The organism is Microbacterium sp. NPDC056044, from assembly GCF_042267145.1.
Taxonomy (GTDB): Bacteria; Actinomycetota; Actinomycetes; order Actinomycetales; family Microbacteriaceae; genus Microbacterium.
In genome coordinates this window covers 168,351-192,657 of record NZ_JBHJWZ010000004.1, presented here as the reverse complement: position 1 = coordinate 192,657, position 24,307 = coordinate 168,351, and the positions used below count along the sequence as shown (strand labels likewise).

At 70.4% G+C, this 24,307-nt stretch carries 23 protein-coding genes; 13 read left to right on the top strand and 10 right to left on the bottom strand.

The features are described from left to right. The first annotated feature begins 107 nt into the window (after positions 1-107). From ACFC1I_RS12795 to trpS, 3 genes are all read left to right on the top strand, one after another. The gene (locus ACFC1I_RS12795) at positions 108-1,433 is read left to right on the top strand and encodes a YihY/virulence factor BrkB family protein (RefSeq protein WP_376009812.1); all 1,326 of its coding nucleotides are present in this window, start codon (positions 108-110) and stop codon (positions 1,431-1,433) included. Positions 1,434-1,530: 97 nt separating this feature from the next. After that, a complete protein-coding gene (locus tag ACFC1I_RS12790; protein WP_376009809.1) occupies positions 1,531-2,397 on the top strand; it encodes an exodeoxyribonuclease III in 867 nt (288 codons plus the stop codon). Between the two features lie 30 nt (positions 2,398-2,427). Continuing rightward, complete coding sequence (trpS, locus tag ACFC1I_RS12785; RefSeq protein ID WP_376009807.1) at positions 2,428-3,435, top strand: tryptophan--tRNA ligase; 1,008 nt, start codon at positions 2,428-2,430, stop codon at positions 3,433-3,435. Between the two features lie 185 nt (positions 3,436-3,620). Here trpS and ACFC1I_RS12780 read toward each other — a convergent pair whose 3' ends face one another. Next, positions 3,621-4,457 carry an endonuclease domain-containing protein gene (locus ACFC1I_RS12780; RefSeq protein WP_376009804.1) on the bottom strand — a complete coding sequence of 279 codons (837 nt, stop codon included), beginning with the start codon at positions 4,455-4,457 and terminating at the stop codon, positions 3,621-3,623. 326 nt (positions 4,458-4,783) lie between these two features. On the opposite strand from ACFC1I_RS12780, the gene ACFC1I_RS12775 reads away from it, so the two are divergent. Together ACFC1I_RS12775 and ACFC1I_RS12770 are read left to right on the top strand one after the other, a co-directional pair. Next, on the top strand, positions 4,784-5,350 hold the full coding sequence (locus tag ACFC1I_RS12775) for a GNAT family N-acetyltransferase (protein WP_376009801.1): 567 nt from the start codon (positions 4,784-4,786) through the stop codon (positions 5,348-5,350). A 120-nt stretch (positions 5,351-5,470) separates the two neighbouring features. Then, complete coding sequence (locus tag ACFC1I_RS12770; protein WP_376009798.1) at positions 5,471-6,331, top strand: Fpg/Nei family DNA glycosylase; 861 nt, start codon at positions 5,471-5,473, stop codon at positions 6,329-6,331. A 9-nt stretch (positions 6,332-6,340) separates the two neighbouring features. Here the strand turns inward: ACFC1I_RS12770 and ACFC1I_RS12765 are convergent, their stop codons facing one another. The 3 genes from ACFC1I_RS12765 to ACFC1I_RS12755 all read right to left on the bottom strand — a co-directional run bounded on the left by ACFC1I_RS12765 (position 6,341) and on the right by ACFC1I_RS12755 (position 10,726). After that, positions 6,341-7,360 carry a hypothetical protein gene (locus ACFC1I_RS12765; protein ID WP_376009797.1) on the bottom strand — a complete coding sequence of 340 codons (1,020 nt, stop codon included), beginning with the start codon at positions 7,358-7,360 and terminating at the stop codon, positions 6,341-6,343. Positions 7,361-7,388: 28 nt separating this feature from the next. Beyond that, positions 7,389-8,927, bottom strand: coding sequence for a glycerol kinase GlpK (gene glpK / locus ACFC1I_RS12760; RefSeq protein WP_376010860.1), 1,539 nt, complete (start codon positions 8,925-8,927; stop codon positions 7,389-7,391). A gap of 71 nt (positions 8,928-8,998) precedes the next feature. Beyond that, positions 8,999-10,726 (bottom strand): glycerol-3-phosphate dehydrogenase/oxidase, encoded by a 1,728-nt coding sequence (locus ACFC1I_RS12755; protein ID WP_376009794.1) that lies wholly within the window; start codon positions 10,724-10,726, stop codon positions 8,999-9,001. A 381-nt stretch (positions 10,727-11,107) separates the two neighbouring features. Here ACFC1I_RS12755 and ribD point away from each other — a divergent pair, with 381 nt between their 5' ends. The 6 genes from ribD to ACFC1I_RS12725 all read left to right on the top strand — a co-directional run bounded on the left by ribD (position 11,108) and on the right by ACFC1I_RS12725 (position 16,876). Then, the gene (gene ribD, locus ACFC1I_RS12750; RefSeq protein WP_376009792.1) at positions 11,108-12,145 is read left to right on the top strand and encodes a bifunctional diaminohydroxyphosphoribosylaminopyrimidine deaminase/5-amino-6-(5-phosphoribosylamino)uracil reductase RibD; all 1,038 of its coding nucleotides are present in this window, start codon (positions 11,108-11,110) and stop codon (positions 12,143-12,145) included. Then, positions 12,145-12,852: a riboflavin synthase gene (locus ACFC1I_RS12745; protein WP_376009790.1), complete on the top strand. Its 708-nt coding sequence runs from the start codon at positions 12,145-12,147 to the stop codon at positions 12,850-12,852. Before ribD ends, ACFC1I_RS12745 begins: the two co-directional genes overlap by 1 nt. Continuing rightward, complete coding sequence (gene ribA, locus ACFC1I_RS12740) at positions 12,849-14,123, top strand: GTP cyclohydrolase II (protein ID WP_376009787.1); 1,275 nt, start codon at positions 12,849-12,851, stop codon at positions 14,121-14,123. Before ACFC1I_RS12745 ends, ribA begins: the two co-directional genes overlap by 4 nt. Beyond that, on the top strand, positions 14,120-14,596 hold the full coding sequence (gene ribH / locus ACFC1I_RS12735) for a 6,7-dimethyl-8-ribityllumazine synthase (RefSeq protein ID WP_376009784.1): 477 nt from the start codon (positions 14,120-14,122) through the stop codon (positions 14,594-14,596). Before ribA ends, ribH begins: the two co-directional genes overlap by 4 nt. A gap of 207 nt (positions 14,597-14,803) precedes the next feature. Next, positions 14,804-15,154, top strand: coding sequence for a Fe-S protein (locus ACFC1I_RS12730; RefSeq protein WP_376009782.1), 351 nt, complete (start codon positions 14,804-14,806; stop codon positions 15,152-15,154). A gap of 231 nt (positions 15,155-15,385) precedes the next feature. After that, positions 15,386-16,876: an MFS transporter gene (locus ACFC1I_RS12725; RefSeq protein WP_376009780.1), complete on the top strand. Its 1,491-nt coding sequence runs from the start codon at positions 15,386-15,388 to the stop codon at positions 16,874-16,876. Positions 16,877-16,941: 65 nt separating this feature from the next. Here ACFC1I_RS12725 and ACFC1I_RS12720 read toward each other — a convergent pair whose 3' ends face one another. The 6 genes from ACFC1I_RS12720 to ACFC1I_RS12695 form a co-directional block, all read right to left on the bottom strand. Further along, entirely contained in the window at positions 16,942-17,634 is a 693-nt protein-coding gene (locus ACFC1I_RS12720; RefSeq protein WP_376009777.1) for a DUF4166 domain-containing protein, read from the bottom strand. Continuing rightward, complete coding sequence (locus tag ACFC1I_RS12715; RefSeq protein WP_376009774.1) at positions 17,631-18,239, bottom strand: SRPBCC family protein; 609 nt, start codon at positions 18,237-18,239, stop codon at positions 17,631-17,633. The genes ACFC1I_RS12720 and ACFC1I_RS12715 overlap by 4 nt, the downstream gene beginning before the upstream one ends. After that, entirely contained in the window at positions 18,236-18,910 is a 675-nt protein-coding gene (locus ACFC1I_RS12710) for a TetR family transcriptional regulator (protein WP_376009772.1), read from the bottom strand. The genes ACFC1I_RS12715 and ACFC1I_RS12710 overlap by 4 nt, the downstream gene beginning before the upstream one ends. A 117-nt stretch (positions 18,911-19,027) precedes the next feature. Continuing rightward, positions 19,028-19,855 (bottom strand): ABC transporter permease, encoded by an 828-nt coding sequence (locus ACFC1I_RS12705; protein ID WP_376009770.1) that lies wholly within the window; start codon positions 19,853-19,855, stop codon positions 19,028-19,030. Continuing rightward, positions 19,852-20,739, bottom strand: coding sequence for an ABC transporter permease (locus ACFC1I_RS12700; protein WP_376009769.1), 888 nt, complete (start codon positions 20,737-20,739; stop codon positions 19,852-19,854). The genes ACFC1I_RS12705 and ACFC1I_RS12700 overlap by 4 nt, the downstream gene beginning before the upstream one ends. Continuing rightward, entirely contained in the window at positions 20,736-21,677 is a 942-nt protein-coding gene (locus tag ACFC1I_RS12695) for an ABC transporter ATP-binding protein (RefSeq protein WP_376009767.1), read from the bottom strand. The genes ACFC1I_RS12700 and ACFC1I_RS12695 overlap by 4 nt, the downstream gene beginning before the upstream one ends. A 153-nt stretch (positions 21,678-21,830) precedes the next feature. Between ACFC1I_RS12695 and ACFC1I_RS12690 the strand changes: the two genes are divergently transcribed. Together ACFC1I_RS12690 and ACFC1I_RS12685 are read left to right on the top strand one after the other, a co-directional pair. Continuing rightward, the gene (locus ACFC1I_RS12690) at positions 21,831-22,046 is read left to right on the top strand and encodes an AsnC family protein (protein WP_363430483.1); all 216 of its coding nucleotides are present in this window, start codon (positions 21,831-21,833) and stop codon (positions 22,044-22,046) included. A gap of 25 nt (positions 22,047-22,071) precedes the next feature. Continuing rightward, positions 22,072-24,096 (top strand): ABC transporter ATP-binding protein, encoded by a 2,025-nt coding sequence (locus ACFC1I_RS12685; protein WP_376009764.1) that lies wholly within the window; start codon positions 22,072-22,074, stop codon positions 24,094-24,096. Positions 24,097-24,307 lie beyond the last annotated feature (211 nt).

The following is a 24,307-nucleotide window of genomic DNA, read 5'->3' as shown; positions in this document are numbered from 1 at the left end:
ATCGTCATTGCCGCAGCATCCGTTCTCCGTCGCCGCGTGTGAATGCGCGGTGGCGACGTCCCGTGCACGGGTGCGGCAGGGCTGCCGGGAGTCGATAATCTGACACCGTGACGCACACGCCCCCGCCCGACGCCCGTGCGGCCGCGGACGCCGCGCAGCGCGAGGAGGAGTCGCTCCGCGAGCGCTGGGAGGCCACGGAACACAACCTCAGGCAGCGGTTCGACGCCCCGATCAGCCGCGCGACGCGGCTCACGCAGGCGACGATGGCGTGGTTCCCGGTGCGGGTGTGGCGGCATTTCCTGATCGAGAACGGGTTCCTGCTCGCGGCGGGCGTGAGCTACGTCGCGCTGTTCGCGTGCTTCGCCGCGATCTACCTCGTCTTCGCAGTGGTCGGGATCTGGCTCGGCGGCAGCACCGAAGCTGTCAACGCCCTCATCGAGCTGATCAACAGCTACATTCCGGGGCTCATCGCGCCGTCCGGCGGCCTGGTGACGAATGACCAGGTGCAGGAGATCGCATCGTCGAACTCCGGCGTTCTCGGGTGGACGGGCATCATCGCCCTCGGCACCCTGATCTGGACCGCGATCGACTGGGTCACGTACTCTCGTCGCGCGGTGCGAGAGCTCTTCGCGATCCCGCCGGATCGCCGCAGCTACTTCCTGTTGAAGGCGCGCGACTTCCTCGCCGCCCTGATCTTCGGTGCGGCGCTCATCCTCGGCGCGATGCTGAGCACGGTCGGCGCCTACGCGGTCGAATGGGTTCTTTCGCTCATCGGGTTCAAGAACACCAGCGCTTTCACTGACATCACCGTGAGCGTGGGCTCGGTGCTCATCGGCTTCGTGATCACTTCGGCGGCGCTCACCGGCCTCTTCCGCTTCCTCACCGGTACGAAGCTGCCGTGGCGCCGCATCTGGCCCGGCGCCATGCTCGGCGGTCTCGGAATCTCGGTGCTGCAGCTCGGCGCCGGCCTGCTGCTGAGCTACACGCCGTCCAACCCGCTGCTGGCGACCTTCGCGATCTTCATCGGGATGCTGCTGTGGTTCCGTCTGCTGGGCATCGTCATGCTCGTCGCCGCGGCGTGGATCGCGGTCGCGGCGAAGGACCGCGACGTCGTGATGCTGCCGCAGACCGATGCCGAGCGCGTCGCCGCCGAGCACGCGGCACTGCTCGTGGCGGCGCGAGTGCGGCTGCGCACCGCACAGGACGCGCGCGATCAGGCGCCGTGGTACCGCGCGTGGGTCGCGGACCGCGCCGTCCGCGAGGCCGAGGACGAGCTGAGCCAGGTCGAGGCCGCGACGCCGGCGGCACCGGCGGCACCCAAGGCGGCGAAGGCGAAGCGGTCGCGGGTTGGGAAAGACGCCTCGGGTGGCCCGGCCGAGAACGGCCGTGGCGCCGTGCACGGCCCGGGCGCGAACGGCAACGGCAAGGCCTGACTCCGTCGAGAGCGGCACGCGGTCTCGAGGGCGGGTGCCGGCCGGGATTCTGCCGTGGAGTGCGGCGGTGTCGGTGGCCCCGGATAGTCTTGCCGTCGTGTCTCGCCGTGTTCGCATCGCCTCTGTCAACGTCAACGGGATCCGCGCGGCGACGCGCAAGGGCATGCTCGAGTGGCTCGACGCCGCCGACATCGACGTGATGGCGCTGCAAGAGGTGCGGGCGACCCAAGACGAGCTGCGCGCCGCGCTCCCGGGCTGGGAGATCGTGAACGACGAGGCGCTCGCGAAGGGCCGCGCCGGCGTGGCCGTCGCCAGTCGCATGCCGTCGGTGGAAGTGCGGCGCGTGCTCGGCGCTGCCGCCGAAGACGCCGCCGACGTGCTCGACAGCGCCGGCCGCTGGATCGAGGCCGACTTCGAGATCGACGGCGAGCGCCTCATCGTCGTGAGCGCCTACGTACACACCGGCGAGGCCGACACCCCCAAGCAAGACGCGAAGTGGGCCTTCCTCGACGCGATGGAGACGCGGTTGCCGGAGCTCAAGGCCGCATCCCCGCTCGCGCTCGTGATGGGCGACCTCAACGTCGGCCATCGCGAGTTCGACATCCGCAACTGGAAGGGCAACGTCAAGAAGGCCGGGTTCCTCCCCCGTGAGCGCGCGTACTTCGACCGCTTCTTCGGCGAGGAGGGCGCAGAGGTCACCGGCGTCGACGGCTCGACCGGCCCCGGCCTCGGCTGGGTCGACATCGGCCGCCGGTTCCACGGCGACGTCGACGGTCCCTACACCTGGTGGTCGATGCGCGGGCGCGCGTTCGACAACGACACCGGGTGGCGCATCGACTACCACCTCGCGACGCCCGAGCTCGGCGCCCGGGTCGCCGATTACCGCGTGGTGCGCGCCCCCTCATGGGACACGCGCTGGAGCGACCACTCCCCCGTCGTCGCCGACTACACGATCGGGCGCTGAGGCGCAGCATCCGCTCTATAGACTTTTCGGATGAGTAGATCGCGTCTGTACTCCGGCATGCAGCCCTCCGCCGACTCGCTTCAGATCGGCAACTACATCGGGGCTCTCATGCAGTGGCGTGATCTGCAGGAGTCGTACGACGCGTTCTTCTCGGTGGTCGACCTGCACGCGATCACCGTCGCACAGGACCCCGAGCACCTGCGCGAGAAGACCCGCCGCACCGCCGCGCAGTACATCGCCGCCGGCATCGAGCCCTCGAAGTCCACGCTGTACGTGCAGTCGCACGTGCCCGCGCACGCCGAGCTGGCGTGGATCCTGTCGACGATCACGGGCTTCGGCGAGGCCGGGCGCATGACGCAGTTCAAAGACAAGTCGTCGCGCTACGGCTCGGACGCCACGTCGGTCGGGCTCTTCACGTACCCGGTGCTGATGGCCGCCGACATCCTGCTGTACCAGACCGACATCGTGCCCGTCGGCGACGACCAGAAGCAGCACGTCGAGCTGACCCGCGACCTCGCGGAGCGGTTCAACAGCCGCTTCGGCGAGACGTTCAAGGTGCCGATGCCGGTCATCCAGCAGGAGACCGCCCGCATCTACGACCTTCAGAACCCCACCGCGAAGATGTCGAAGTCTGCCGAGACCGACGCCGGCGTGCTGTGGCTGCTCGACGACCCGGCGGTCTCGGCGAAGAAGATCATGCGCGCGGTCACCGACTCCGAGGGGTCCGTGCGCTACGACCGCGAGGCCAAGCCCGGCGTCTCGAATCTGCTCGTGATCTACGCGGCCCTCACCGGCCGCCAGATCCCGTCCATCGAGGACGAGTACGCGGGCCGCGGCTACGGCGACTTCAAGAAGGGCCTCGCCGAGGTCGTGGTGAACGAGTTCGGGCCCGTGCGCTCCCGCGCCCTCGAGCTGCTCGACGACACCGCCGAGCTCGACCGCGTGCTCGCCGTCAACGCCGGCAAGGCGTCCGACGTCGCCGAGCGCACCCTCGCCGACGTCTACGACAAGGTCGGCCTCCTCCGCCGCTCCCGCTGAGCCGGGCTGGATGCCGCGGCCCGGGGCCGCGGGCCGCGGCATCCGCCCTCCTGCTCCTGGTGTCTGCGTCCGTTCGCGCGTTCGCAACTCCGGAGTTCGGCCCGGCGTCGGACGCGGATTCGGCACCTGACCGTGAGACAGTCGCCGAATCTCCGGAGAACCGAACGGCCGCGCGTTCGAACCGGCTACCTGCGGCCGGTGAGCACGCCGCGCAAGGATGCGAGCACTGACTCCGGCTGGTAGAGGATGTCCTCGGCCGTCAGTCGGAGCACGCAATAGCCCTGCTTCGCCAGCTCCAGGTCGCGCCGGTAGTCCTTCAGCTGCTGGGTCCAGTCCGAGTGGAATGCCTTGCTGTCGCACTCGATCACGAGCCAGCCGTCGACCACGAGATCGACGAACCCGACACCGTCGATCGGCACCTGCAGGTCGAAGCCGCATCCCAGTCCATGAACCATCAGTCGGACCAGAGTCTCCGGCCCCGACTGGGCTCGGCCGTCGACGAGTCGTTGGAGGACGCGGTACTTGTCCGGAAGCAGGTCGAAGAGCGCACTGAGGCTGTCGGCATGCAGCACGCCCTTGTTGAGCGCACTGTCGATCGACGCAACCGCCGCACGCGGTGTCTGGCATCTGACCGCGTGAGCGAGCGCCACCACGATGTCGACGCATGCCGCGCTTCCCGCGGACTCGGGTAGTTCGCGCCAATGCAGTCGCGTCTTCGGTGATCGCGCGGGACGAAGCCGCATGGCGCGATTGTGCGGTGTCCGCAAACGCGTGGCGTTCGGCGAGAGGTGGACGTGCAGCAGTGAGTTGGCTAGGACGAACACTTCGAGCAGTTGGAGCAGCGAGAGGCAGGTCAGTCGTCCGCCGACTCTGACGGCGCGGACGACGGCATCCGGCGTATCACCGGGGAGGTACCTGTCGCGCCGGGCCCGGATGAGTTCGCCGGACTGAACGGCCCTGGTGATGTCACGGCTTGTCAGCCCTTCGGCGAAGAGTTCGGCGCGCGTGCGGTGCTGGTGCATACCGAGAGGCTCGCTCGTGTGCGGCACCGGGTGCGGCAGCCGGACGAGATCTGTGCGTTCCGGCGACTCGAGGGCCTCTGGGGAGGAGTCAGTGCTTCGCACTCCTCCGAGATCCGGGTAGCCGGCGTTCGGTTCTCCGGAGTTCTGAGCCCGTTGGTTCGCATCGGCAGGGCGCTCCTGGCCTTCCGTCGTCGGCTCTGACCAGAACTCCGGAGTTAGACACGCGGCACACGAACCTCTCACGGGTCCGGCAGTGGACCCGCAACGGGCACGGGTCCTGAGACCGGCATCCCCGTCCCCGCGGGGCCGCGTCCTAGGCTGGGCGGATGGAGCCCGTGACCCTGCGCACTGCGCGCCTGGAGCTGTCGGCGCCGCGCGTGGAGGACGTCGACGCCGTCTACGCGGCGTGCCAGGACCCCGACATCCAGCGCTACACGCGCGTTCCCTCGCCGTACACGCGCGCCGACGCCGAGAAGTTCATCGATTCCGTCGCCGAGCAATGGGCCGGGGAGCTGCACCGCACGTGGGTGATCCGCGACGGCGCGACGCTCGTCGGCACCATCGGCTTCTACCGCCTCGACGGACAGGGCAACGGCGAGATCGGATACTGGATCGCACCCGACCAGCGCGGTGGCGGGCGCCTCCGCGAAGCCGCGAACGCCGTGATCGACTGGGCCTTCTCGCCCGACGGCGCCGACCTCGCGCGCATCGAGTGGCGCGCCGTCGTGGGCAACGAGCCGTCGGCGCGCGTCGCGCGCGCGCTGGCCTTCCGCTTCGAGGGCACCCTGCGCCAGGCGCTCGTGAGCGGGGACCGCCGCGACGACGGCTGGATCGCCGCACTCCTGAAGACGGACGAACGGACGCCTCAGCCCTGGCCCATCCTCGAGGACTGACGACGGACGAGTGGATGCTGCGCCCCCGGCGCCTCGTCAAGCACCGACGTACGCCCCGCTCAAGCTGCCCGCCTGCCGCCGCCCGGCGCGCGTGTCGCCGGGGCATGGCAGGATGAGCGCATGCCCGAGATGCCCGAGGTGCAGGGACTCGTCGACTTCCTCGGCGAACGGCTCACCGGCGTGCAGATCACGCGGGCGACGGTCGCGAACATCGCCGCGCTGAAGACGTACGCCCCGCCGATCGACGCCCTCCACGGGCAGGAGATCACCGGCGCCGCGCGCCACGGCAAGTTCATCGACCTCGCCACCACCGGGCCGCACCTCGTGTTCCATCTCGCCAAGGCGGGCTGGCTGCGCTGGTACGACGAGCTGCCGAAGACGATCATCCGCCCCGGCAAGACCCCGATCGCGCTGCGCGTCGCTCTGTCGGACGGCGCCGGGTTCGACCTCACCGAGGCCGGCACGAAGAAGTCGCTCGCCTACTACGTCGTGCGCGATCTCGCCGACGTGCCCGGCATCGCCCGCCTGGGCCCCGACCCTCTCGACGCGAGCTTCACGCGCGACACCTTCGCCGACCTGATCGCGGGCCGCCGCACGCAGATCAAGGGCGTGCTGCGCGACCAGACGATCATCGCGGGGGTGGGCAACGCGTACTCCGACGAGATCCTGCACGCGGCGAAGATGTCGCCCTACGCGCTGGCGTCTTCCCTCTCCGACGACGACATCACGCGCCTGTTCGACGCGATGACCGTGACGCTGACGGATGCTGTGGCCGAAGCATCCGGAAAGCCACCGGCCGAGCTGAAAGACGCGAAGCGCCGCGGCATGCAGGTCCACGGGCGCCGCGGCGAGACCTGCCCCGTCTGCGGCGACGAGGTGCGCAGCGTGTTCTTCGCCGACAACTCGCTGGAGTACTGCCCCACGTGCCAGACCGGCGGGAAGATCCTCGCCGACCGTCGCCTCTCGCGCCTGCTTAAGTAAGGAGCTGAGTCAATCGTCGTCCAGCCGCCCGATGCGGGACGAGTCGGTGGCATACGGAGCGGGTTGCTCCGCGTTGGCGAACGGGACGAACCACGAGGCGAAATCCATCGGGGTCATCCCGAGCTGGGCAGCCGCGTACTCTCCGATCCCATCCATGTCGGGCTCGTAGAGCAGCTCGTGATCGAGGTCCCGGAACAGCACCTCTTCGAGTTGCGCTCGCCAGTCGGAGCGCAGCGAGAAGGCGATCTCCTCCTGCACGGACTCGGCTTCGTTCAGGATGATGCGCAGCGCCAGTTCGTGCGCGACGGTCGGGAGCGTCGACCACCCGCCCGCCAGGCGAGCAGTGACCTCGACGGCAGCGACCAGAAACTTCTGCGCGAAGAGGACGCCGTAGCGATGACCGAACATGGGCGGCAGCTGACTCAGCACCCACGTGTCGTGCCAGGCACCAGCGCCCGCATCAGGTCGCGCGAGTTCTCGCAGATCCTCGAAGAGACGATCGACGACTGTCACACTTGCGTGCCAGAGCAGACCTCTTATGAGTGCGGTCTCCCTCATCAGCTTCGCGCGCTCCGCAGTGCTCGGGCGGGGTTCACTCTCTTCGGGAACGATGTCCTCGAACACCCAGTCGATCCCGTGCAGGTTCACTGAGTTGCGCGCGATCCCCGTCTCGGAGTACTCGTCTTCCGGGGATGGGTGCACCCGCAACGAGGGTGGCAACGTCTGCTCCTCAGCCGCGGCTTCGTCGCGGGAGCCCTGGGGATGGGGCTGTTCAAGGAAACCCATCACGGAACCCCGTACTTGGATGAGTCCGGTGTCGCCTTCGAGCAGCCCGGTATCGACAAGCTCCATCACTGCCGCTCCGAAGTCCGAGGCGAGAAGGTTCCGCTCCTCGGCCGCCGCGATCTCGGAACCGAAGTCGTAGCGAGACGTGCCCTCAATCGCGGCTGCGGTCACCGCCTCTGGAGGGCCGATCTCGAGGTCAACCTCGATGTTCAGCTTCGCTCGGAAAGGGAACTCGTCCACCATTCTGTGATGGTAGCCGCGGTCCCCGACGTCAGTCGCCGGTCGTGCCCATGAGCACGCGCGCGTCGTCATCGACCCAGTCGAGCGACTTCGACACCGCCTTGCGCCACTGGCGGTAGCGGCGCTCGCGCTCGTCGTCGGGCATGCGCGGCTCGAAGCGGGCGTCCTCGCGCCAGTGCGATCGGAGCTCGTCGAGGTCGCTCCACACGCCGGTCGCGAGCCCCGCGGCGTACGCGGCGCCGAGCGCGGTCGTCTCGACGACCTTCGGCCGCACCACCGGGATGCCGAGGATGTCGGCCTGGAACTGCATCAGCAGGTCGTCGCGCGTCATGCCGCCGTCGACGCGCAGCTCGTCGAGCGTGCGGCCGGTGTCGGCGACGACCGCGTCGATGACGTCGCGGGTCTGGAACGCCGTCGACTCGAGCGCGGCCCGTGCGATGTGCGCCTTGTTGACGTACCGCGTCAGCCCGACGAGCGCACCGCGCGCATCGGGGCGCCAGTACGGCGCGAAGAGGCCCGAGAACGCGGGCACGAAGTACGCCCCGCCGTTGTCGTCGACACTGGCCGCGAGCGTCTCGACGTCTTCGGACCGCTGGATGATGCCGAGGTTGTCGCGCAGCCACTGCACGAGCGATCCCGTCACCGCGATCGATCCCTCGAGGGCGTAGTGCGCGGGCTCGTCGCCGATGCGGTAGCCGACGGTGGTGATGAGGCCGCTCTGCGACCGCACGATCTCGGTGCCGGTGTTCACGAGGAGGAAGTTGCCCGTGCCGTACGTGTTCTTCGACTCGCCCGCGTCGAACGCGGCCTGCCCGAAGGTCGCCGCCTGCTGGTCGCCGAGGATGCCGGCGATCGGCACCCCGTCGAGCACCGAGGGCAGCGACGAGTGTCCGACCACCTCGGACGACGATCGGACCTCGGGCATCATCGCGCGCGGAATGCCCCAGACGGCGAGCAGCTCGTCCGACCAGTCGAGGGTGCGGAGGTCCATCAGCAGCGTGCGCGACGCGTTCGTGACGTCGGTGACGTGGATGCCGCCGCGCGCCCCGCCCGTCAGGTTCCACACCACCCACGTGTCGGGCGTGCCGAACAGCAGCTCGCCCGCCTCGGCGGCGGCTCGCGCACCGGCCACGTTGTCGAGGATCCACGCGACCTTCGACGCCGAGAAGTACGTCGCCAGCGGGAGCCCCGTGGTTTCAGCGAACCGGTCCGCGCCGCCCTCGGCCGCCAGCTCGTCGATGCGGGGCTGCGTGCGGGTGTCCTGCCACACGAGCGCGTTGTGCACCGGCCGCCCCGTGCGCTTTTCCCAGACGACGGCCGTCTCACGCTGGTTGGTGACCCCAATGGCGGCGATGTCGGATGCTGCGAGCCCGGCACGCGAGAGGCACGAGGCGATGACCCACTCGGTGTTGGTCCAGATCTCGACGGGGTCGTGCTCGACGCGACCGGCCCGGGGGAAGATCTGCTCGTGCTCCCGCTGCGAGACGGCCACCACCGCGCCGTCGGCGTCGAACACGATGGCGCGCGTCGAGGTCGTGCCCTGGTCGATGGACAGCACGTGGTCGGGCAACGTCGTCTCCTTGCTCACGGGCGACTTCGCCCGCATGGGTCGGCCGCGCGCCGAGCGCACGTGCGGTCAGGCTATCGCGCCGCGGCGGGGATCCACGTGGGGTCGGCGGCGTGCACGCGGTCCAGCGCGCGGCCCACTTCGACCGCCGTCCGGCCGCTGTCCCAGCCCAGCACCGGAGCGACGGCATCCGCCGCCTCGGCGACCGCGTCGGCCGTCGCGGCGCCGACGAAGGCGATCGACGTGCGCCGCATCAGCAGGTCGTCGAGGTGCACGACGTCCTCCGTCGCCGCGAGGTGGCGCAGTTCCCCGGAGCTGTAGCCCGGCAGGTGCTCGAGCAGCGCGTCGTCGGCGTCGGCCTCGATCGCGTCGGCGACGGCCGAGGCGACGGTGCCGTAGCGGTCGAGCAGCGTCGCGACGCGGGCGGGCGGCACCGCGGCGGCGTGCGCCGAGATCCACTGCTGGCGCGCGCGCTCCGTGGTCGGGTACCCGCGGCCGCCGCCGATCGGCACACCCCGGGTCGAGCCGCGGCGCGGGCGGGCCAGCAGCTCGAGGGCGCGGTCGGCGAGGTGCTCGGCCGAGGCGCGGAACGTGGTCCATTTGCCGCCGATGAGGCTCAGGACCGTGGCATCCCCCTCGCCCAACGGCGCCGACTCGATGCGGTAGTCACGCGAGACGAACCCCGGCGAGACGTCGTCGTGGCCGGGGAGCGGCCGCACGCCGGCGAACCGGTAGACGATCTGCGAGCGCTCGACGGGGATCGTCGGCAGCACCTGGCCGATGAGCTCGATGAAGTAGTCGACCTCCGCCTCGGTGCACACGACCGGGTCGGCCATGTCGTGTTCGAGGTCGGTGGTGCCGACGAGCACGCGGGCCTTCAGCGGATAGATGAGGACGATGCGCCCGTCCTCGTTCTCGAAGAACAGCTCGCGCCCGCCGGTCGCCGCGAGCAGCTCGGGGTGGTCGAGAACGACGTGCGAGCCCTTGGTGCCGCCCATGTAGCGGGTGGGGTCGCCGAGGGCGAGGTTCGTGAAGTCGGTCCACGGACCGGCGGCATTGATGACGACGGATGCGGAGAACCGCAGTTCGTCTCCGGTCAGCGTGTCGCGCAGCACGACGCGTCCGCCGTCGACACCCACTGCCGCCGTGTAGTTCGCGGCACGCGCCCGGTCGCCGCCGGCCGCGCGGCCGTCGCGCAGCACATCGATGGCGAGGCGCTCCGGGTCGTGGAGGGAGGCGTCCCAGTACGTCGCGGTGTACTTCACGTCGGGGTTCAGCTGCGGAAGCTGCGCGAGCGAGCGCGCCCGCCCGTGGAAGGTGTGCCGCGGCACGGTGCTCCTGCCGAACACGCCGCCGCCGCGCGAGAACGAGTCGTAGATCACGAGCCCGATCTTGATGAGCGCGGCGCCCCGCTCACGGTGCTTCCCGCCGCCGTGGCGCAGGAAGCGCAGCGGCGCCGACAGCACGCCCGAGAACGTCGAGAAGATCGGGATGGTGGTCTGCAGCGGCCGCACGTAGTGGGGCGCGGTGCGCAGCAGCGCGTTGCGCTCGGTCACGGCCTCGTGCACGAGCCGGAACTCGCCGTTCTCGAGGTACCGGATGCCGCCGTGGATCATGTGCGACGACGCCGCCGACGCTCCGCTCACGAAGTCGTCGCGCTCGACGAGGGCGACGTCCACCCCCTGCATCGCGAGATCGCGGAAGGTCGCCAGGCCGTTGATGCCCCCGCCGATGATCAGCACGTCCGCGTAGGGCCGCCCCGCGAGCGTCGTCCATCCTCGGTCCCGAGCCCGCGCCGTCATCGCTTCCCCCTCGTCGTGCTGTCGCTTTTCCATCATGACATCGCCGTTCCGAGCGGGATCCGCCCCACCGGTGGACTTCATGTGAAGTCATGGAATGTATGGAGACGGATGCTGCGTTGACTACACTCGAGAGCATCAACGTGCTCCGGGGTCGGTGTGAATCCGAACCGGCGGTGACAGTCCGCGAGCCAAGGCACCAGCATCCGCATCGGATGCCGCCACGGCCGATCCGGTGGAATTCCGGAACCGACGGTGATGCGACGGGCTTCCTCAGGGAGGCCGGCCGCTAGTCCGGATGGGAGGCAGCACTTGAGGCGCCGCGATGCGCGCCTCCCGCTTCCCCTGCCTCGGAGCGTCGAGAACGACGAGACGAGGGCCCGGATGGCGAGCACAGCCGAACACGACGCGATGCGTCGCGCGCTGGCGATCGCACGCCGCGGCCCGCGCGGCGTGAACCCCCAGGTCGGGGCCGTTCTCCTCTCCCCCTCCGGCGAGGTCCTCGCCGAGGGCTGGCACCAGGGCGCCGGCACCCCGCACGCCGAGGTCGACGCGCTGTCGAAGCTCGCACCCGGCGCCGCGCGCGGTGCGACCGCGATCGTGACCCTCGAGCCCTGCAACCACACCGGGCGCACCGGCCCCTGTTCCGAGGCGCTCATCGCCGCCGGCGTCACCCGCGTGGTCTACGCGATCGCCGATCCCGGCGACCACTCCTCCGGCGGAGGAACGCGTCTGCGTGCGGCCGGCGTCGAAGTCGAGGCAGGGCTCCTCGCCGACGAGGCGACCGCCCTGCTCGACTCGTGGCTGACGGTCCAGCGCCTCGGCCGCCCGCACGTCACGGTCAAGTGGGCCCAGAGCCTGGACGGCCGGGCCGCCGCGTCCGACGGCACCAGCAAGTGGATCACGGGCGCCGCGGCGCGCGCCGATGTGCACCGCCGCCGCGCCGAGGCCGACGCGATCGTTGCCGGCACCGGCACCGTGCTCGCCGACGACCCCGCGCTGACCGCTCGCGCCGAGGACGGCTCGCTCCTGCCGCACCAGCCCGTTCCGGTCGTCGTCGGCGCCCGCGCGGTGCCGGACGCGGCGGCCGTGCGGCGGCATCCCCACGATTTCCTCCAGTACCCGGGCGACGACGCCTCGGGCGGACTTCCCGGCCTGCTGGACGACCTGCGCCACCGCGGCGTGCAGCGCGTGTTCGTCGAGGGCGGCCCGGCCGTCGCGGCGTCCTTCCTCAGGGAACAGCTCGCCGACGAACTGCTGGTGTACGTCGCGCCGGTGCTGATCGGCGGCGACCGGGTCGCCGTGCAAGACATCGGAGTGACGACCATGAGCGACGCGCGGCGGCTGGCCGTAGCATCCGTCATCCCTCTCGGCGACGATCTGCTGTTCGTCGCCCACCCCGCCTCGGAAGGAGACGAGTGATGTTCACCGGAATCATCGAGGAGATCGGCGAGGTCACCGCCGTCGAGCCGTCGGGCGACGGCGTGCGCGTGACGGTGCGCGGTCCGAAAGCGGTGTCGGATGCCGCGCACGGCGACTCCATCGCGGTCAGCGGCGTGTGCCTCACCGTCGTCGAGCAGGGTGCCGACTGGTTCACCGCAGACGTCATGAAGCAGACGCTCGACATGTCGACGCTCGAGGGCGTCGCCGCGGGCCGCGTCGTCAACCTCGAGCGCGCGACGGCCGCGCACGGCCGCCTCGGCGGGCACATCGTGCAGGGGCACATCGACGGCACCGGCGAGGTGCTCGAGGTGCGGCCCGGCGCCCAGTGGCAGGTGCTGCGCATCTCGGTGCCGGGCGAGCTCGCCCCGCTCGTCGTCGACAAGGGCTCGATCGCCGTCGACGGCGTCTCGCTCACGGTGAGCGGCGCGAGCCCCGCAGCCCCCGGCGACGGCTGGTTCGAGGTCTCGCTCATTCCCGAGACCCTCGCCGCCACCACGCTCGGCGCCCGCGTGCCGGGCGACCGCGTCAACCTCGAGACCGACATCCTCGCCCGCCACGTGCAGCGACTGCTCGCCTTCGCGCCGGCAACGCCGGCCGCCCCGGCCGTGCCCGCACCCTCGGCCACCCCGGCCGCACCCGAACTGCCCGCGGACGCGTCCGCACCCACGGAAGGAGGCTCGAAGTGAGCCTTGCCACCATCCCCGAGGCCCTCGAGGCGCTGCGCGCCGGCCGGCCCGTCATCGTCGCCGACGACGAGAACCGCGAGAACGAGGGCGACGTCATCCTGTCGGCCCAGCTCGCCACCCCCGAGTGGATCGCGTGGACGGTCCGGTGGACCAGCGGGTTCCTGTGCGCGCCCATGCCCGCCGACTGGGCCGATCGCCTCGACCTGCCGCCGATGGTCGAGAACAACGAGGACGCTCGCGGCACCGCCTACACGGTGAGTGTGGACGCCGCGGACCGCGTCTCGACGGGCATCAGCGCGGCCGACCGGGCGCACACGCTCAACGTGCTCGCCGACCCCGAGTCGACGCCGACCAGCGTGATCCGCCCGGGTCACGTGCTCCCCCTGCGCGCCGTCGACGGCGGCGTGCGCGAGCGCGCCGGCCACACCGAGGCCGCGGTCGAGCTCATGAAGCTCGCCGAGCTCGCGCCGGTGGGCGTCATCGGCGAGGTCGTCGCCGAGGACGGCAGCATGATGCGCCTGCCCGGACTGCAGGAGCTCGGCGCCGAGTACGGCATCCCGGTCATCACGATCGAGCAGCTGGCGGCCTACCTCGACGAGCACGCGCCGTGCGATCCCGCGAGCCGCAACGTCCACAAGCGCCGCGTCAGCCTGCGTGCCGAAGCGCACGTGCCGACGGCGCACGGCGAGTTCCGCTTCCTCGCGTACAAGGACCGCATCACCGGCACCGACCACATCGCGGTCGTCTCGGGCGAGCTCTCGGAGGCCCCGCTCGTGCGCGTGCACTCGGAGTGCCTGACCGGCGAGGCGTTCGGCTCGCTCAAGTGCGAGTGCGGCCCGCAGCTCGATGCCGCCCTCGACGCCATCGAGCAGGACGGCGGCGTGGTCATCTACATGCGCGGCCACGAGGGGCGAGGCATCGGCCTCATCAACAAGCTGCGCGCCTACTCGCTGCAGGAGCGCGGCCTCGACACCGTCGACGCCAACCTCGCGCTCGGCCTCCCGGCCGACGCGCGCGACTACGCGGCGGCGGCCGGCATCCTGACCGACCTCGGCATCGAGAAGGTGCGCCTGCTGACGAACAACACCGACAAGGTGAAGCAGCTGCGGGAGCTCGGCCTCGACATCGTCGAGCAGGTGCCTCTCCTGGTCGGCGTCGGCCCGAACAACCACCAGTACCTGGAGACCAAGCGCGATCGCATGGGTCACCTGATCGACGAGGCTGACCTGGCTGACGCCATCGCCCACATGCACGAAGGAGCAGAACGATGAGCGGCAAGGGCGCACCCGAGGCCACGGCACCCGTCGACGGCAGCGGACTGGACGTGGTCGTCGTCGCCGGCACGTGGCACGAGACGATCACCGACGGCCTCATCGCCGGCGCCGCGCGCGCCGCCGAGGCGGCGGGCGCCTCGCACCGGCTGGTGCGCGTACCCGGCTCGTTCGAGCTTCCGGTGGTGGCGAAGGCGGCGCTCGAGGCCGGGGCCGACGCGGTCGTGGCGCTCGGCGTCATCATCCGCGGCGGGACGCCGCACTTCGAGTTCGTCTCGAACGCGGCGACCGATGGCCTGACCCGCGTCGCGCTCGACACCGGCAAGCCGGTCGGGTTCGGCGTGCTGACGCTCGACGACGAGGCCCAGGGCATCGCGCGCGCGGGCCTCGAGGGCTCCGTCGAGGACAAGGGCTACGAGGCCGCCGACGCGGCGATCCGCACCGCCGTGGTGCTGCGCGGCCTGCGCGCCTGAGCCCGCGCCTGCGCTCCCACCCGCCGCCCCGCGCACCCGTCCACCGTCTTCGAATCAGGCGATGAGGCGAAATCAGGCTGGTCCACGCCGGATCCGGCCTGATTTCGCCTCATCGCCTGATTCGGGTACGGACGGGGGTGGGGGCGTGCACGCCGCCTGATGGGGGTCGCACCTGGCGGGGAGCCAACCTTCAGCTAGGCTGATGGCATGGAAATCCTCCGTCACGTCGTCGTGCTCGTCCACCTCGTGGGCTTCGCCATCCTCTTCGGCGCCTGGGTCGTCGAAGCGGTGGGAAAGCACCGGATCACGCGCCTCATGAACTGGGGTCTCGCGATCGCCGGCCTCGCCGGCCTCATCCTCGCCGCACCGTGGGGCCTCACGTACGAGCCGAACTACATGAAGATCGGCGTGAAGCTCATCATCCTCGTCGTCATCGGCGCGCTCCTCGGCATCGGCGCCGGCCGTCAGCGCAAGACGGGTTCGGTGCCCGGCGCCATCTTCTGGTCGATCGGTGCGCTCACCTTCGCGAACGCCGCGATCGCGGTGCTCTGGCGCTGAACCGCTGATACACGGAACGGATGCTGCGGCCCTGGGGCCGCAGCATCCGTTCTCCGTATGCGGGGCCCAGGCCGCGCTGCCGGGAGTAGGGTAGTCCTTTGTGCCGGGCGACAACGCCCGCTCCCACGGTGATCCAGTGCAGTGCCGCCTGACGCGTCACCCCTGCGCCCGGCGTCCGCCCACCGCCGCATCCCACCCGGATGCCCCGCTCCGCGCACGCCCCAGGTGAAAATGTCTTCCCCCAGCACGACCAGCACGACCGCCGCCTCCCCCGCGGCACCCGCCAATCCCCGCTCCCGTGTCATCCTCGCGAGCCTCGTCGGCACCACGATCGAGTTCTACGACTTCTACGTCTACGCGACCGCCGCCGTCCTCGTCTTCCCGATCCTCTTCTTCCCGACCGGCAACGACACCACGTCGCTGCTGCTGTCGTTCAGCGTCTTCGGCGCCGCGATGGTCGCGCGCCCGCTCGGCGCCATCGTCTTCGGGCACTTCGGCGACCGGTTCGGCCGCAAGGCGACGCTCGTCGCGTCGCTGCTCACGATGGGCATCGCGACGTTCCTCATCGGGTGCCTCCCGACGTTCAACGAGATCGGCGTGTGGGCAGCGGTGCTGCTGCTGATCCTGCGCCTGTTCCAGGGCTTCGCGCTCGGCGGCGAGTGGTCGGGTGCGGCGCTCGTGGCGACCGAGAACGCGCCGAAGGGCAAGCGCGCCTGGTACGGCACGTTCCCGCAGCTCGGAGCGCCGCTCGGCTTCATCATCGCGAACTCGGTCTTCCTCGCGATCAACTTCCTGCTCCCCCACCCCGAGGGCGCGGGTCAGCGTTCGGCCGACTTCCTCGCGTGGGGCTGGCGCGTGCCGTTCCTCTTCTCGGCCGTCATGGTGATCATCGGCCTCTGGGTGCGTCTGCGCCTGGTCGAGTCGGGCACGTTCGTCAAGGCTGAAGAGAAGGGCGCGATCCGCAGGTTCCCGCTCGGCACCGTCATCCGTCACCACTGGTGGCACCTGATCCTCGGCACGTTCATCATGCTGGCGACCTACGTGCTCTTCTACCTGATGACGAACTTCACGCTGTCGTACGGCACGAAGGCCGCCGACCTCGAAGTCGCGTCCGCCGCCGCGCAGAAGGCGGCCGAGGCCGCGGGCACCGCGTTCGACCCGGCCGCGTTCGCCGCGCAGTTCTACCCGGGCCTCGGCTTCGGCTACACCGACTTCGTGCTGATGCAGATCATCGGCGTCGTGTTCTTCGGCATCTTCACGCTGCTGTCGGGCCCGATCGCCGACACGATCGGCCGCCGCCGCCTGCTGCTGTGGGTGACGGGCATCATCATCGTGTTCGGCCTCACGTTCAACCTGTTCCTGTCGCCGCAGCTCGACCCGAAGTTCACCGGAGCGCTGACGCAGGCGTTCCTGATCTTCGGGTTCATGCTGATGGGGTCGACGTTCGGCCCGATGGGCGCCGTGCTGCCGGAGCTCTTCCCGACCAACGTCCGCTACTCGGGCTCGGCGATCTCGTACAACGTGTCGTCGATCCTCGGCGCCGCGCTCGCGCCGATCGTCGCGGTCGCCCTGTGGGCCTGGGCCGACGGCAGCCCCTGGCTCGTGGGGCTCTACCTCTCGGCGATGGGCGTGCTGACCTTCATCGCGCTCCTCCTCTCCCCCGAGACGAAGGACGTCGACTACGACGCCGACCTGGGCGTGGGAGCCACCGGCTCGCTCTGACCCGGTCTCTCACGGACGATGGATGCTGCGATCCCGCGTGGGATCGCAGCATCCATCGTTTCCGATCACATGCGTCGCTCGTGCCGGAGCGGCTTCGTGTGGGCGGGGGCATCCGTCGCCTCGGGGAACTCGCAGCGGAACTCGCCCTCGTAGCCGAACAGGAAGCCGAAGACGCGGTTTCGGACCTCGAGCCGGATGCGGAAGACCTCCGCGCGATCGTCGTAGCTCTCGCGCAGCTCGGCGCGCCCGCTGAAGAGCATCGGGAAGCGGAAGCCGAGGGGTCCCTCGTAGAAGCGCTGCCGGCCGGAGCGCAGCAGCAGGCTGCCGTCGTGCTCGGCGGTGAGGTCGAGGTCGACCGCGAGGTGCTGGTGGCTGCCGAGGTAGTCGACGACCCGGCCGTCGTCGCCGAGGATCATCGTGGCATCGAAGCGGCGTACGGCACGAGGCATCCGGAAGTGGCGTACGAAGGTGACCGTCTCGCGCCCGAACGGATCGCGGTAGGGGTGGTTCTCGATCGTGAAGGCGACGTCCTCGCCCGTCTCGGGGATCAGGATGTTGCGGAAGCGTCCGAGCTGCAGGAACGGGATCGTCCACCACGGCCCGCGACGGATGCGGGTCATCGTGCCGCGGCCGACGCAGCCGTAGCCGGCGGCGAGGCCGACGCCGAAGCGTCGTTGCAGCATCGGGTGGAGACGGGCGAAGTCGTCGCCCATGGCGCGCGCGAACACGGACGCCGCGACGGCGGTCCCGGCGGTCACGGGTGCACCAGCTCGCGCAGCGTCGCCGGGGCGTCGTCCATGACCCGGCGGGCCGGGGGTCGCCGCCCGCACCGTGCGGCGCGAGGCCGCTCGGGGCGCCAGAAGCGCAGCGCCGAGCGCAGCGGCCACCGTTCGGGCGGGGTGCCGGTCTCGGCCCAGATCCGCAGGCGATCGAAGCTCCACGCGGTCGCCCAGCCGATCAGCGGTCGCACGACGAGATCGAGCGCGCTGCCCCAGTTCGGCGTGTAGTCGTAGCCGGTGGTGAACACGACCCCGTCACCGTCGGGACGATAGCGCCAGTAGCCCCGGCCGGCGCCGAGGGGCGAAAGTCGACTGTCGCTGTCGAATCGCAGGGCGGAGGTGCGCGTGCCGTCGGGACGCTCGCGTTCGCCGATCGTCGTGCCGGTGCCCGTGAGGATGCAGCCGGGCAGGTGCCGTTCGTAGACGAGGCGCGTGCCGCCGCCGGCGAGGGGCTCGGTCGGGGTGATGCGGCTGAACCGCACGTCCCAGCGGGCGTGCAGCGCCGGATCCTGGGTCAGTTCCCACACCCGCTCCATCGGCGCCGCGATGCGGATGCTCACGAAGATCGGCCGGCTCGGGCTCATGCCTGCACCTCGGAGATGAGGTCGAGCAGCTCACGCAGCGGCTTGCGGAGCACGCGCAGCCGCACGAGCGGCAGCGACAGCTTGAGGAGCCGGAGGCCGCGGTCGAGCAGCCTGCCCGTGCGCTCGCGACCCTCGGACGTGTCGTAGACCCAGAAGAGGGCGAGGAGCAGGTGCCCGAGCATGAGCGCCGACGGCAGGTCTTCGTCGAACTCCGCCGGGAGCCTGTCGGCGGCGCCCGCGATCGCCTCGCGGAAGAGGCCGACGACGATCTCGCGCGACGCGGACGAGTCGCTCGACAGCGGGTTGATCGACGAGCGCGGCGAGACCGCCGCCGACAGGAACTCGGGAGCGAAGCGGTGGTAGGGCTCGAGCTGCGCCAGCCCGGTGCGGAAGACGATGCCGAGCCGCTCGATGAGATCGTCGCTGGTCGCCAGCAGCGGCTCCGCGGCATCGCGATGCTGCTGCTGGACGTCGAGGTAGAGCTCCTGGACGAGGTCGTTCTTCGAGGCGAAGTGGTAGTTGGTCGTCCCGACCGAGACCCCCGCCTCCGTCGCGATGAGCCGGATCGTCGTCTGGTCGTACCCGCGCTCGCGGAACGATCGCAGCGCGATGTCGCGGATGAGCGCTCTCGTGCGCTCGCTCTTCGTTGCGGTGCCAACAGAACTGGACATGTTCAGAAACCTACTCACGTTTCTGAACATGTTCAATACCGACGTCGGTCACGCCGGGCACGCGGAGAGGCGGATGCTGCGGCCCGCGGTGGGCTGCAGCATCCGCCTCTCTTCGGATCAGTCGAGGAACAGCGCGCGCAGGCGCTTCGTCGTGAAGACCAGGCCGACCGCGATCATGACGACGTAGTAGAGCACGTGCCACCACATCTCGGGCGTGAGGATGCCGGTCGTGAGTCCTCGGATGAGCTCGACGCCGTGCCACAGCGGGAACGCCATGATGATGTGCTGGATCCACTCGGGGTAGATCGTGATCGGGTACAGCGTCGCCGAGAACAGGAACATCGGCAGCAGCACGAAGTTGATCCAGTCCATCTGCTGGAACGTCTTCATGTAGCTCGTCACCGCCATGCCGAGGCTCGCGAATCCGAAGGCGATCAGCAGCACGGCCGGGAGCGCCAGGATCGCGGTCCACGCCAGGTTGAGGCCGAGGATCTGCATGATGATCATGAAGCCTGTCGCGTAGAGCAGGCCGCGCAGCAGCGCGTAGAGGATCTCGCCCAGCGCGACGTCGAGCGGGCCGAGCGACGTCGCGAGCATGCCCTCGTAGAGCTTGCCGTAGTTGAGCTTGAAGAAGACGTTCCACGTCGAGTCGTAGATCGCGCCGTTCATCGCCGAGACGGCGAGCAGCGCCGGGGCGATGAACGCCGCGTAGGGCACCTCGACGCCGCTGGAGGTCTGCACGTCGCCGATGAGCGAGCCGAGGCCGATGCCCATCGACGCGAGGTAGAAGACGGGCTCGAAGAAGCCCGAGAGCACCACTGCCCAGCTCGACGAGCGTGCGGCGAGGAGCCCGCGCTGCACGACCGAGTGCGGGTTCCCCGCCCACAGTGCGCGCACACCGCCGGCGCGGATGGCGGCGGTCTCGGTTCCGGTCGCGACGGTCATGCGCCGAGCCTCCTCTGGAAGATGCGGCGGCCGATCAGGTACCCGCCGATCGAGAGCAGGAGCAGGTAGCCGACGTGCACGACGATCGCGAACGGATCCATCGGCAGGCCGTAGGTCACGACGCGGCCGAGTTCGGTCGCGTGCCAGAGCGGCGAGACCCACCCGATCCACTGCAGCCACAGCGGCAGCGTGGCCAGCGGGTAGAACGTGCCGGAGAACAGGAACATCGGCATGAAGATGAAGCGCTGCACGAGCGCGACCTGGCCCTTGTCGTCGGTGATCGACGCGGCGTACGCCATGTAGGGGATGCCGAACGCGAGGCCCGCGAGCAGGCCGATCGGGATCGTGAGCCAGCCCGTCTCGGGGTTGGGCACCGCCTGGAACAGCCACAGGAACAGGTAGTACGCGATCACGACGACGATGATGCGCGCGGAGGCGCCGGCGATGACGCCGCCCGCGATCTGCCCCGGCGACAGCCCGGTCGCACTGAACCCGAAGAAGTACCGGCGCCACTTGAACCCGGCCATGACCGGGTACGAGAACTCCTCCGACGCGACCGAGATCGCGGCCGTCATCAGGAGCGCCGGCGCCACGAACACGAGGTACGACACCTCGACGCCGTTCTGCGTGATCGGCGCGTCGATGAGCGCGGCGAGACCGACCGCGAGTCCGAGCAGGTAGAGGATCGGCTGCCCGAGCGCCCCGACGATGATCGTCCAGCCGTACGCGCGCATCGCTCGCACCATGTGCTCGGTGACGTACCAGGTGCCGAACGCGCGAGGCTTGCGGCCCCACTGCATCGCCTCGTCGCGCAGCTCGTCGAGCGTGGGCTGCACGCGGGTCGTGGCGTCCGGCGCGCCGGCGTCTTCGGAGGGGAGGGTCATTCGATCAGCGACCTTCCGGTGAGCCGCAGGAAGACGTCTTCGAGGCTGGAGCGGCGCACGAGCGACGTGATCGGGGTGAGCCCGCGATGCGCCACGGCCTCGAGAGCGGCCTCGCCGTCGCTCGCGTACACGAGGATGCGGTCGGGCAGCACCTCGACCCGGTCGCCGATACCCTCGAGCTGCGGCGCGACCTGCTCGTTGCGGTCGGAGCCGAAGCGCACCTCGAGCACCTCGCGGCTGGAGTGCTCACGGATGAGCGACGACGGCGTGCCCTCGGCCATGATGCGGCCCTTGTCGACGACGATCAGCCGGTCGCAGAGCTGCTCGGCCTCGTCCATGTAGTGCGTCGTCAGCACGAGGGTGGTGCCGCGCTCCTTGAGGCGGAACAGACGGTCCCACAGCACGTGGCGGGCCTGAGGGTCGAGACCCGTGGTCGGCTCGTCGAGCAGCAGGATGCGCGGGTCGTTGATGAGGCCGCGCGCGATCGTGAGGCGCCGCTTCATGCCGCCCGAGAGTTGCTCGACCTTGCTCTTCGCCTTGTCTTCGAGCTGCGCGAACGCGAGCAGCTCGTCGGCCTTCTGGTGGCACACCTTGCCCGGCAGCCCGAAGTAGCGGCCGTAGATGTAGAGGTTCTCGCGGGCGTTGAGCTCGCCGTCCAGGTTGTCCTGCTGGGGCACGACGCCGAGGCGCGAGCGGATCTCCGGCCCGTAGCGGTCGGGATCGAGCCCGAGGATCGTCAGATCGCCGCTGGTGCGCGTCGACACGGCGCCGACCATCTTCATGGTCGTGGACTTGCCCGCACCGTTGGGGCCCAGGAGGCCGAACGACTCGCCCGGAGCGACCTCGAACGACAGGCCGTCGACGGCGAGGAAGTCGGGCTTGCCTTTGACCTTGTAGGCCTTGACGAGGTTGTCAGCGGTGATCACGGGGGCGGGCACCGGACTACCCTAACGCTCCGCTCCGACACCGCCCAGTGGCGGGACGGGCGGCCGTATAGTCAACATCGGTTGACACCTCGAGCGCCGTCAACTATGGTTGACGCGGATGCCGCGGCCCGCAGCATCCATCTCCCACATCCGAGAGGCTGCCCGATGAGCGGCGACGAACTGACCACCCTGATCGGGGCGGCCGGCGGTCGCGAGCCGATCGCGGAGCTGCACCGGCTCGCCGAGGTGCGCCGCGAGCTCGCACGTGCCGAGGAGGCCCAGGTGCGCAAGGCGCGCAACCTGGGCTTCTCATGGCAGGCCATCGCGAGCGCCCTCGGGGTGAGCCGGCAGGCCGTCCACAAGAAGTACGGTCGAAGGTAAGCCCCTTCACGAACGAGGTACACCCATGCCCTCCGCCGATCTCGACGAAGCCCCCGCCGCCGCCCCCGCAGAGCCGGCCCGCGCCCGCCGCGGGCGCTCCCGGCGCGGCAAGGCCGACGAGGGGCCGCGCGCGAGCTTCTCGCAGCTGCTCCCCTATCTCTTCGAGCACAAGCGCACGCTGGCCGTCGTGGTCGTGCTCAGCATCCTGAGCGCGGCCGCGTCGCTCGTGCAGCCGCTGCTGGTCGGGCAGGTCATCACGCGCGTGCAGGAGGGCCTCGACCTGGGCCTCTTGATCTGGGCGCTCGTGGGGTTCGTGATCCTGGCCTCGCTCATCTCGGGCTGGCAGCACTACCTGCTGCAGCGCACCGGCACCGCAGTCGTGTATTCGAGCCGCCGCCGCCTCATCGCCCGCATCTTCCACCTGCCGATCAGCGAGTTCGACGCCCGCCGCACCGGCGACCTGGTGTCGCGCGTGGGCAGCGACACGACGCTCCTGTACGCCGCGCTCACGCAGGGCCTCGCCGACTCCATCGGCAACGCGCTGCTGTTCGTCGGCGCGCTCGTCGCGATGGCGCTCATCGACCCGCTGCTGCTCGCGATCATCGTGCTCGTGATCGGCGTCTCGGTGCTGGGCGTGGTGGCGCTGAGCGGCCGCATCCGCACGGCGTCCACCGAGCAGCAGGAGAAGGTCGGCGCCCTCGCCTCGGGCGTCGAGCGGGCCGTGGGCTCGATCCGCACGGTGCGCGCGTCGGGCGCCACCGGCCGCGAGGTCGACGCGGTGACCGAGCAGGCGACCGAGGCCTACACCGTGGGCGTGCGCATCGCGAAGGTGTCGGCGCTCGTCGTGCCGATCGCCGGCATCGCGCTGCAGGTGTCGCTGCTCGTGGTCATCGGACTCGGCGGCTTCCGCGTCGCGACCGGCGCGCTGTCGATCGCGAGCCTCGTGACCTTCATCATGTTCCTCTTCATGCTGATCGCCCCGCTCGGCTCGTTCTTCGGCGCGATCACGTCGGTGAACCAGGCGCTCGGCGCCCTCGGCCGCATCCAGGAGGTGCTCGATCTCCCGACCGAGGCGCAGGACGACGCCGCCATCGCTGCCCGCGCCGCCTCCGGCTCACCTGTCGCGAATGACCTGCAGGAGCGGCAGATCGCGACAGGCGAGCGGCCGGATCCCGCGGCGATCGAGTTCCGCGACGTGCGGTTCCGCTACCCCGAGAACGTCGTGGCGGCGCGCCGCAAGGCCGAGTCCGAGGCGCTGGCCGTGCTCGAGAGCGCCCACGTCGACACGTCGACGATCGTGATCGGCGACGGCGCGGGCGACACCGGGTTCGAAGGACTGGTGGATGCTGCGACCTCCGCCTCCGCCGACAGCGACGTGCTGCGGGGGGTGTCGTTCTCGGTCCCGCGCGGGGCGCGCGTCGCCCTCGTCGGCCCGTCGGGCGCCGGCAAGAGCACGACGCTCGCCCTCATCGAGCGGTTCTACGACCCGACCGGCGGCGCGATCCTGCTGGACGGCGCGGACGTGCGCACGCTCGACCGCGACGACCTGCGGGCGCAGCTCGGCTACGTCGAGCAGGACGCGCCGACCCTGGCCGGCACGATCGGCGACAACCTGCGGCTCGCCTCCCCCGAGGCGACGGACGCCGAGTGCGAGGCGGTGCTCCGCGCCGTCAACCTCGGCGAGGTGCTCGACCGCAACCCGCTCGGCGTCGATGCGCCGGTCGGCGAGTCGGGCGTCATGCTGTCGGGCGGCGAGCGCCAGCGGCTCGCGATCGCGCGGGCGCTGCTGGCGGCTCCCCCGATCCTGCTGCTCGACGAATCGACGTCGTCGCTCGACGGACTCAACGAGCAGCGCATGCGCGAGGCGATCGACGCCGTCGCGGCCGGCCGCACGCTCATCGTGATCGCGCACCGGCTGTCGACGGTCGTCGACAGCGACCACATCGTGGTGATGGAGCACGGGCGCGTCGTCGGCCAGGGCACCCACTCCGAGCTCGTCGCCTCGACCCCGCTGTACCGCGACCTCGCGAAGCACCAGCTGCTCGTCTGATCCCCCGGCCCCGCCGTGCGGCCGGCCATCCCCTGCTGTTCCGCAGTCGCGTTGTGCGGGTGCGCGGTCGACGCACCCGCCCGGAGCGACTGCGGAATACCTCGAGCCCGGACCCGAGGTGGCCACTGTTCCGCAGTCGCGTTGTGCGGGTGCAGGGGCCCGCGTCCCCGCCCGGAGCGACTGCGGAACGGCTCGAGTCGGGCACGGGTGC